At 70.5% G+C, this 4,421-nt stretch carries 4 protein-coding genes; all 4 read left to right on the forward strand.

From position 1 onward, the window contains the following. Positions 1 to 439 precede the first annotated feature (439 nt). Positions 440 to 820 carry a putative signal transducing protein gene (locus VFZ20_RS22205; RefSeq protein WP_329686140.1) on the forward strand — a complete coding sequence of 127 codons (381 nt, stop codon included), beginning with the start codon at positions 440 to 442 and terminating at the stop codon, positions 818 to 820. 433 nt (positions 821 to 1,253) lie between these two features. Further along, a complete protein-coding gene (gene der / locus VFZ20_RS22210; RefSeq protein WP_329686141.1) occupies positions 1,254 to 2,756 on the forward strand; it encodes a ribosome biogenesis GTPase Der in 1,503 nt (500 codons plus the stop codon). Continuing rightward, a complete protein-coding gene (plsY, locus tag VFZ20_RS22215) occupies positions 2,753 to 3,412 on the forward strand; it encodes a glycerol-3-phosphate 1-O-acyltransferase PlsY (RefSeq protein WP_329686142.1) in 660 nt (219 codons plus the stop codon). The genes der and plsY overlap by 4 nt, the downstream gene beginning before the upstream one ends. Continuing rightward, positions 3,409 to 4,419, forward strand: coding sequence for an NAD(P)H-dependent glycerol-3-phosphate dehydrogenase (locus VFZ20_RS22220; protein WP_329686143.1), 1,011 nt, complete (start codon positions 3,409 to 3,411; stop codon positions 4,417 to 4,419). The genes plsY and VFZ20_RS22220 overlap by 4 nt, the downstream gene beginning before the upstream one ends. Positions 4,420 to 4,421 lie beyond the last annotated feature (2 nt).

Here is a 4,421-nt window from a genome sequence, read left to right on the forward strand (position 1 = left end):
AGGATCTCCTCTCCCGCGCACGGCGACAGACGCGCGGCAGGATCCGGCTCGCCGTCTTCGCGGGACATGGGCCAAGCGGAGGCAGGCAAGATCCTTCGGGGCCGCATGCATCCAGCGGTGGTCAGGGTCCGTCAGGGCCCCTCAGGAAGACAAAGGGTTGATACTGCTCCAAAGCGCACGCTTCTTGCTTTTTACGGCGCCGCAGACGATGCTACGCCGCGAAGAAGAGTCAGTGCGTGCGCGGCGCCCACCCACGGAGACCCGATCCTTGTCCGTTCAGACTCCTGAAGCCGAAGCTCCCGTTACGTGTTCCCGCTGCGGCGCCAAGTACGCCGGTGGTGACGCGTGCCCCTCGTGCGGCCTGCTGCCCAGCCCCGTTCCGTGCGAGGACGATCCGCACGAGCAGGCGCACTACCGCTGCGTTCTGTGTGGCCGCACCGTGTGCGGGTACGGGCCCAGCGGCACGCAGGCCGCGCTGTGCACGCTGCACGCGTCCGTGCCGGTGATCGGGGAGTGGGTGCAGGTGTACGGCACGGGCGACGGCATCGAGGCCGACCTGATCGTGCAGAACCTGCAGGCCGAGGGGGTGGACGCGCAGGTGTACGACCAGAAGGACGACAACGTCTTCCCGGTGGACCTGGGCGAGCTGGCCATCGTGCGCATCCTGGTGCCCGTGTGGGAGTTCGAGCGGGCCATCGAGGTGGTGCAGTCGTACACCAACGCCGCGGGCGGCGTGGCGTTCGCCTGCGCCAACTGCGGCGAGGCGTACGAGCCCGGGCAGACGCAGTGCACCAACTGCGGCGCCAGCCTGGTGGACTGAACTGAAGTGCGGGAGTGCGGGAGTGCGAAAGTAAGTGACCGGGATTCGCGCTCCGGTGTACTGGACGGGGCCCTGCTGGGGCAGTCCGCGAAGGCGGACTTCGCGAAGTTCCAGCGGCGAATTCATTCGCTCCTGGCTGGCGTGAGGCCGGCGCTGCCGTGGCGCGGTGATTGACGGGCCTGTGCGTACCGGGCATATTCGCCGGGCGCGCGGAGGGATGGAAGGCGGGCCATGGTCCGCGCGCGGCGAGCGGCCGCCGGCGCAGCCGGGGCCGCTCGCCGCGTTCTGCGCGCAGCCCGACCCGGAGCGCAGCGGAGGGGCACGCCCCACACCGCCGTTCGCCGTTGAAGTTGAAGTTCACGCAGGAAAAGCCGGCCTCCCGCAGGCGCATTCGCACCCGGAGCCGGCATCATCATAGACAGACAGCGATTCCGTGAAGCTACCCGTGGTGGCCGTCGTGGGGCGGCCGAACGTCGGCAAGTCCACCTTCTTCAACCGCGTCCTGGGCGAGCGCATCGCCATCGTCGAGGACCGGCCGGGCGTGACCCGCGACCGCAACTACGCCCGCACGGAGTGGAACGCCCGCGAGTTCTACCTGGTCGACACCGGCGGCATGGTGGAGAACTCGGACGAGCCCATGGACCGCCTGATCCGCGACCAGGTCATGGCCGCCATCGGCGAGGCCGACGTGCTCGTGCAGATCGTGGACGGCAAGGCGGGCCCGCACCCGCTGGACTACGCCATCGCCGAGCACCTGCGCAAGACGCAGAAGCCCGTCGTGCTGCTCGTCAACAAGATGGACAACCTGGGCAGCGACACGGCCGTGGGCCACCACGACTTCTGGGACCTGGGCATCGGCGAGCCCCAGCCCGTGAGCTCGCTGAGCGGCAAGGGCAGCGGCGACGTGCTGGACCAGATCGTCTGGGCCCTGCCGGAGGGGACGGAGGCGGAGGAGGAGGCCCTGCGCGTGGCCGTCATCGGGCGGCCCAACGTGGGCAAGTCGTCGTTCGTGAACCGCCTGCTGGGCGAGGAGCGGCTCGTCGTCTCGGACGTGGCGGGGACCACGCGCGACGCCATCGACACGCCCATGAAGTACCACGGGCGCACGTTCATGTTCGTGGACACGGCGGGGCTGCGCCGGCAGAGCCGCATCGACGAGGGGGTGGAGTTCTACAGCGCCATCCGCACGGAGCGCGCGATCGACCGCGCCGACGTGTGCGTGCTGATCCTGGACGCCACCATGCCCATTGCCGTGCAGGACCTCAAGATCGCCGAAAAGGCGTGGGGCTCGGGCAAGGGGCTCATCATCATCGCCAACAAGTGGGACCTCGTCGAGAAGGAGACGATGACGGCGCCCCGCTACGAGAAGGACATCCGCGAGCGCGCGCCGTACCTGCAGTGGGTGCCCATCCTCTTTACCTCGGCCCGGACGGGGCAGCGCGTGAACCGCGCCCTGGAGCTCATCCTGGAGGTGCAGCAGCAGCGCCAGCGCCGCGTGGCCACGCACGAGGTGAACGACGTGCTGCGCTCGCTCGTGGGCCGCACCAAGCCGCCCACCTTCGCCGGCCACTCCATCCGGTTCCTGTACGGCACGCAGGTGGCCACGGAGCCGCCCACGTTCGTCTTCTGGGTCAACATCCCCGAGGGCGTGACGGAGTCGTACCAGCGCTACCTGATGAACGGCTTTCGCGCGGCGTGGGGCTTCAACGGCGCGCCCATCGTCATTCGCCTGCGCCGCCGCGAGGACACCGAGGCGCGCCGTCCGCGCCAGGGCAAGCCGCACGCGCCGGACGAGGTGGAGGACGACGGTGTGGAGGTGGCCTACGTCCGCGGCGACGGCCCGGGCGGCCGCGAGGACGAGTTCGAGGTGGAGGAGATGGACGACGAGGACATTGAGTTCGGCACGGACTTCGACGACGAGGAGGACGAGGCGTGAGCCCCTGGCTCTTCGTCGCTCTCAGCTACCTGCTGGGCGCCGTCCCGGCCAGCTACATCGCCGGCCGGATGGCCCGGGGCATCGACCTGCGCGAGCACGGCAGCGGCAACCTGGGCGCCACCAACACCTTCCGCGTGCTGGGGGCAAAGGTGGCCGCGCCCGTGATGATCTTCGACATCCTCAAGGGCACGTTCCCCGTCGTGGCCTTCACGCAGTGGGACGCGCCCCGGGCCGACGCGCGCTGGGCCCTGGCATACGGCGCGGCGGCCATCGTGGGCCACGTGTTCAGCATCTACATGCGCTTCAAGGGCGGCAAGGGCGTCGCCACGAGCGCGGGCGTGTTCCTGGGGCTGGCGCCGGTCGCGCTGGCGGCGGGCGTGGCCACGTGGCTGGTGGTGCTCAAGATGGGGCGGATGGTGTCGGCGGCGTCCATCCTGGCGGCGCTGGTGGTGGGCGTGATGCTGCTGGTGACGCCCGTGCGGCTGGAGGAGACGCGGTACCTGGGGTTCGCGGTGGTGGCGTTCGTCATCTTCGCGCACCGGTCCAACATCAGCCGCATCCTCAAGGGCACGGAGCCCCGGTTCGGCAAGGGAAAGGAGCCGCAGGCCACGGTGGCGGCCGCGGCGGTGACGGCGGACGCGGAGAAGCCCGAATGACGGCGCGCGCGGCGGTGATCGGGGCGGGAAGCTGGGGGACGGCGCTGGCCAACGTCCTGGCCGGCAAGGGGACGGAGACGGTCGTCTGGAGCTACGAGGCCGACGTGGCGGACGACATCAACCGCGCCCACGCCAACGCCAAGTACCTGGACGGCATCGACCTGGACGGGCGGCTGCGCGCCACGACGGACATGGCGGACGCCCTGCGCGGGGCGGACCTCGTGCTCTCCGTCTCGCCGTCGCACGTGGTGCGGCAGGTGATGGGGCAGGCGGCGCCGCACATCGAGCCCGGCGCGCTGGTCGTGAGCGCGTCGAAGGGCATCGAGAACGAGTCGCTCAAGACGATGGACGCCGTCCTGGCCGACGTGCTGCCGGCGGAGCTGTCGCGGACGGCGTGCTTCCTGTCCGGCCCCAGCTTCGCGCGGGAGGTGGGATTGAAGCATCCCACGGCCGTGACGATGGCGTCGGAGACGGAGGAGGCGGCCGTGCGCGCGCAGCAGGCGTTCCAGACGCCGTACTTTCGCGTGTACACCACCCACGACGTGCGGGGCGTGGAGCTGGGCGGGAGCGTCAAGAACGTGATCGCCATCGCGGCCGGCGTGGTGGAGGGGCTGGGCTACGGCTTCAACACGCAGGCGGCGCTCATCACCCGCGGCCTCGCCGAGATCGTGCGGCTGGGCACGGCGCTGGGGGCGGATCCGCGCACGCTGGCGGGGCTGGCGGGCATCGGCGACCTGATCCTGACGTCCATGGGCGGGCTGAGCCGCAACCGCACGGTGGGGGTGGAGCTGGGGAAGGGAAGGAAGCTGGACGACATCCTGGGCGGGATGGTGATGGTGGCCGAGGGCGTGCGCACGGCGCGGTCCACGCACGACCTGGCGGCCAGGACGGGCGTGGAGATGCCCATCGTGGACACGGTCTACGCGATCCTGTTCGAGGGGCTGGAGGCGCGCGCCGCCGTGGAGCAGCTGATGATGCGCGAGCCCAAGCCGGAGCAGTGGGGATGAGG

The organism is Longimicrobium sp. (assembly GCF_036280135.1).
In the GTDB taxonomy this organism is placed as follows: domain Bacteria; phylum Gemmatimonadota; class Gemmatimonadetes; order Longimicrobiales; family Longimicrobiaceae; genus Longimicrobium.